The organism is Variovorax sp. P4_D9 (assembly GCF_056401695.1).
Genome location: NZ_JBFUIU010000786.1, coordinates 1 through 4,063, shown reverse-complemented (window position 1 = coordinate 4,063; position 4,063 = coordinate 1). Strand labels below are relative to the sequence as shown.

5 protein-coding genes and 1 tRNA gene are annotated in these 4,063 nt (G+C 65.4%); 5 read left to right on the top strand and 1 reads right to left on the bottom strand.

Annotated features, from left to right (window positions below; genetic code table 11):
- Positions 1-88: 88 nt before the first annotated feature.
- The 5 genes from ispE (at position 89) to pth (ending at position 3,603) form a co-directional block, all read left to right on the top strand.
- Positions 89-985: a 4-(cytidine 5'-diphospho)-2-C-methyl-D-erythritol kinase gene (gene ispE / locus AC1DY5_RS45125; protein ID WP_478120908.1), complete on the top strand. Its 897-nt coding sequence runs from the start codon at positions 89-91 to the stop codon at positions 983-985.
- A gap of 42 nt (positions 986-1,027) precedes the next feature.
- A tRNA-Gln gene (locus AC1DY5_RS45120) sits at positions 1,028-1,104 on the top strand.
- 63 nt (positions 1,105-1,167) lie between these two features.
- Positions 1,168-2,142 (top strand): ribose-phosphate pyrophosphokinase, encoded by a 975-nt coding sequence (locus AC1DY5_RS45115; protein WP_478120907.1) that lies wholly within the window; start codon positions 1,168-1,170, stop codon positions 2,140-2,142.
- An 84-nt stretch (positions 2,143-2,226) separates the two neighbouring features.
- Entirely contained in the window at positions 2,227-2,886 is a 660-nt protein-coding gene (locus AC1DY5_RS45110; RefSeq protein WP_478120906.1) for a 50S ribosomal protein L25/general stress protein Ctc, read from the top strand.
- An 84-nt stretch (positions 2,887-2,970) separates the two neighbouring features.
- Positions 2,971-3,603: an aminoacyl-tRNA hydrolase gene (gene pth / locus AC1DY5_RS45105; RefSeq protein WP_478120905.1), complete on the top strand. Its 633-nt coding sequence runs from the start codon at positions 2,971-2,973 to the stop codon at positions 3,601-3,603.
- 244 nt (positions 3,604-3,847) lie between these two features.
- Here the strand turns inward: pth and AC1DY5_RS45100 are convergent.
- Positions 3,848-4,063, bottom strand: a 216-nt coding sequence (locus AC1DY5_RS45100) for a 4Fe-4S dicluster domain-containing protein (RefSeq protein WP_478120904.1), incomplete at its 5' end; no start/stop codon positions are given.

Sequence of the window (4,063 nt, the reverse complement as noted above, 5' to 3'; positions counted from 1 at the left end):
ACCTGTCGCAGGTCGCAGCCGGCCGCCTGCAGGCCACGCGCGAGTCGCCGACGCCCCGGGCCGACCTGCGCATCGTCTTCGAGCGCGCATGAAGGCCCTCTACGACCTCCCGGCGCCGGCCAAGCTCAACCTCTTCCTGCACATCACGGGCCGGCGGGCCGACGGCTACCACCTGCTGCAGTCGGTCTTCATGCTGATCGACTGGTGCGACACGCTGCACGTCGAAAAGCGCGCCGACGGTGCCATCACGCGCGAGGACCTCACGACGCCGCTGCCGGCCGACGACCTGGTCGTGCGCGCCGCGAAGGCGCTGCAAGCCGCCGCGAAGACACCCCTGGGGGCCCACATCGGGGTCGCCAAGCAGGTGCCGGCGCAGGCGGGCATGGGTGGCGGTTCCTCCGACGCGGCCACCTGCCTGCTGGCGCTGAACCGGCTGTGGGGCCTCGACCTGCCGCTCGCGGCACTCGAAAAGATCGGCCTCGGCCTGGGCGCCGACGTGCCCTTCTTCCTGCGCGGGCACAATGCATGGGTCGAGGGAATCGGCGAGATCATCACGCCGATCGAGCTGCCGCCAGGATGGTTCGCGGTCGCGAAACCACCCGAAGGACTCGATACCCGTCAGATTTTTGCAGCAGAGGATCTGCAACGCTCAACTCCTGCTGCTATAATCTCGGGCTTTGCTGCACATAGCGAATCGGGTCAGAACAGAATCGAAAAAAGATTCGGCTTTGGTCACAACGATCTGCAGCCGGTTGCCCAGCGGCTTTATCCCGCGGTCACCGAAGCCATCGAATGGCTCGGTCACCAAGGACTCGAGGCCCGGATGACCGGTTCGGGAAGTTCGGTGTTTGCAGCAATGCCGCACGACGCGGAACTCGCCGAGGCCCCGATGGGCTGGCAGGTTCGCAAGTGCAGCAATCTGGCTGTTCACCCCCTCGTGGGTTGGGCGGCCTCAGAAGATAATCAGGCCGCTCACGCGATCTGATGCGGCGTATATCGGTTGACGACATTGGTCGTCGACCCGTGTAGGGGAGTCGCCAAGCTGGTTAAGGCACTGGATTTTGATTCCAGCATGCAAAGGTTCGAATCCTTTCTCCCCTGCCAAATTCATTCAAGAGAATTTTGGCGGCTCCTCAAAGAGCCACTTCGCATTGCCGGGACGCACTCATGCAGGCTCAACACCCTGACTTCATGGTTTTCACCGGCAACGCCAATCCGGGCCTTGCCGCCGAGATCTCGCAGAACCTGGGCACCTCGCTCGGCGCCGCGCGGGTCGGTCGCTTCTCGGACGGTGAAGTCACCGTCGAGATCAACCAGAACGTGCGCGCCCGCGACGTCTTCGTGGTGCAGTCGACCTGCGCGCCGACCAACGAGAACCTGATGGAACTGCTCATCATGGTCGACGCGCTCAAGCGTGCTTCGGCCGAGCGCATCAGTGCCGTGATCCCCTACTTCGGCTATGCGCGCCAGGACCGCCGTCCGCGCTCGAGCCGGGTGCCGATCTCGGCCAAGGTGGTGGCCAACCTGCTCGAGACCGTGGGCGTGGCCCGCGTGCTGACCATGGACCTGCACGCCGACCAGATCCAGGGCTTCTTCGACATCCCGGTCGACAACATCTATGCGTCGCCGGTGCTGCTGGGCGACCTGCGGCAGAAGAACTACGAAGACCTGATCGTGGTCTCGCCCGACGTCGGCGGCGTGGTCCGCGCCCGGGCGCTGGCCAAGCAACTGAATTGCGACCTCGCGATCATCGACAAGCGCCGTCCGCGCGCCAACGTGAGCGAGGTCATGCACGTGATCGGCGAGATCGACGGCCGCAACTGCGTGATCATGGACGACATGATCGACACCGCCGGCACGCTGGTGAAGGCGGCCGAGGTCCTGAAGGAACGCGGCGCGAAGAAGGTGTATGCGTACTGCACGCATCCGATCTTCTCGGGCCCCGCGATCGAACGCATCGCCCAGGGCACTGCGCTCGACGAAGTGGTCGTGACCAACACGATCCCGTTGAGCGACAGCGCCATCGGCTGCACCAAGATCCGCCAGCTGTCCGTGGCGCCGCTGATCGCCGAAACGATCCAGCGCATCGCCAAGGGCGAGTCGGTGATGAGTTTGTTCTCGGACCAGGAAAACCTGTTCTGAGAGAAGAGCCGGGCTTCCCGCAGCGGAAGCCCATTTTGAAACCGGAGTCGCACTGGTCGCGGTCGACTTCCACAGGAGCTATCAATGAAATTCGTCGCTTTTGAGCGCGCCAAGCAGGGCACGGGTGCGAGCCGCCGTCTCCGCATCACGGGCAAGACGCCCGGTATTGTCTACGGTGGCGAAGGCCAGCCGCAACTGATCGAACTCGATCACAACGCGCTGTGGCACGCCCTCAAGAAGGAGGCCTTCCACTCGTCGATCCTCGAGATGGAACTCGCCGGCAACGTCACCAAGGTGCTGCTGCGCGACGTGCAATACCACCCGTTCCGCCAGCTCGTGCAGCACATCGACTTCCAGCGCGTCGACGCCCGCACCCGCATGACGGTCAAGGTGCCGCTGCACTTCAAGGGTGAGGAAGAGTCGACCGCCGTCAAGCTCGACCACAACCTCGTGAACCACGTGATGACAGAAATCGAAGTCAGCTGCCTGCCGGCCGACCTGCCCGAGTTCATCGAAGTCGACCTGTCGGGCCTGACCAAGAACGCCACCGTGCACGTCAACGACATCAAGCTGCCCAAGGGCCTGAAGTTCGTGAGTCACGGCAAGGTCAACCCGGTGCTGGTCTCGGCCGTGCCGCCGCTGGTCGCTGAAGAGCCTGCAGCCGGCGCCGAAGGCGCCCCGGCCGAAGGTGCTGCTGCACCGGCCGCCAAGGCCGACGCCAAGGCGCCCACCAAGAAGAAGTAATTCTTCGGACAGCGTTGATCGCTTCGACGGCCCGCCCAGTGCGGGCCGTTTTCATTTGTCGGTCGCAAGTCACAATCCACTCCCATGATCAAGCTGTTTGTCGGCCTCGGAAATCCGGGCCCTGAATACCAAGCCACGCGCCACAACGCCGGCTTCTGGTGGATCGACGCACTGGCCCGCGACCTCAAGCTCACGCTCACGCCCGAACGCAGCTACCACGGGCTGGTGGCGCGCACGCAGGTCGGCGGCAAGCCGATCTGGCTGCTCGAGCCACAGACTTTCATGAACCTGTCGGGCAAGTCGACGGCCGCGCTGGCGCGCTTCTTCAAGATCGAGCCGAACGAGATCCTGGTCGCACACGACGAACTCGATGTGGTGCCCGGGCAGGCCAAGCTCAAGTTCGGCGGCAGCCATGCCGGCCACAACGGTCTGCGCGACATCCATGCCCAGCTCGGCACCGGCGACTACTGGCGGCTGCGGCTCGGCATCGGCCACCCGGGCGTGAAATCCGAGGTCGTGAACTGGGTGCTCAAGAAGCCGCTGAAGGAACAACGAGAATCGATCGAGGACGCGATCGTGCGCACGCTGCACGCCTTCCCGGCCCTGGTGGCCGGCGAGATGGACAAGGCGACCCTGCTCATTCACACGAGCAAGCCGCCGCGCCCCAAACCACCGCGGCGCGAGCCCGACGACGGGGGTGCACCCGCCGCGGGCTAGCGGAAGCGAGAGAGAAGAAGGGAGCGCGATCGGCTGCGGCTCGAAGCCTCCCGGGGGCCCGGGCAGGCGGCGGGGCGCTGATCGACAACGCGCCGCGCGCGCGGGAGGCCGCGCCGGAGCCTCGGGACACCGCGATGAAGAGGGGCAAGGCAAGAAAGGATCCGCAGTACCTGAGCCCGCAGGATCCGTTTGCGCCGCGCAAGAAGATGCGCGCCAAGGCGGGCGCCGCGAACGACCCGAAAACCTAGGGCGCCGGGGCGGCGGCCGGGTCCGCCTGCGCCGCCGCCTTGGCGGCCTTGGCTTCGGCGAGCCGCTCGAACTTCTGCCACAGGGTCTCGCGGGTCTCGACGTAGCCCGGGTGGGTCGGGATGCAGGCGACCGGACACACCTGCACGCACTGCGGTTCGTCGAAGTGGCCCACGCATTCGGTGCACTTGTGCGGGTCGATCTCGTAGATCTC

What these genes read in the sequence shown, in the direction of transcription:
- ispE (WP_478120908.1), top strand. Translation starts at nt 89, where the DNA reads ATGAAGGCCCTCTACGACCTCCCGGCGCCGGCCAAGCTCAACCTCTTC.
- AC1DY5_RS45110 (WP_478120906.1), top strand. Translation starts at nt 2,227, where the DNA reads ATGAAATTCGTCGCTTTTGAGCGCGCCAAGCAGGGCACGGGTGCGAGC.
- pth (WP_478120905.1), top strand. Translation starts at nt 2,971, where the DNA reads ATGATCAAGCTGTTTGTCGGCCTCGGAAATCCGGGCCCTGAATACCAA.
- AC1DY5_RS45115 (WP_478120907.1), top strand. Translation starts at nt 1,168, where the DNA reads ATGCAGGCTCAACACCCTGACTTCATGGTTTTCACCGGCAACGCCAAT.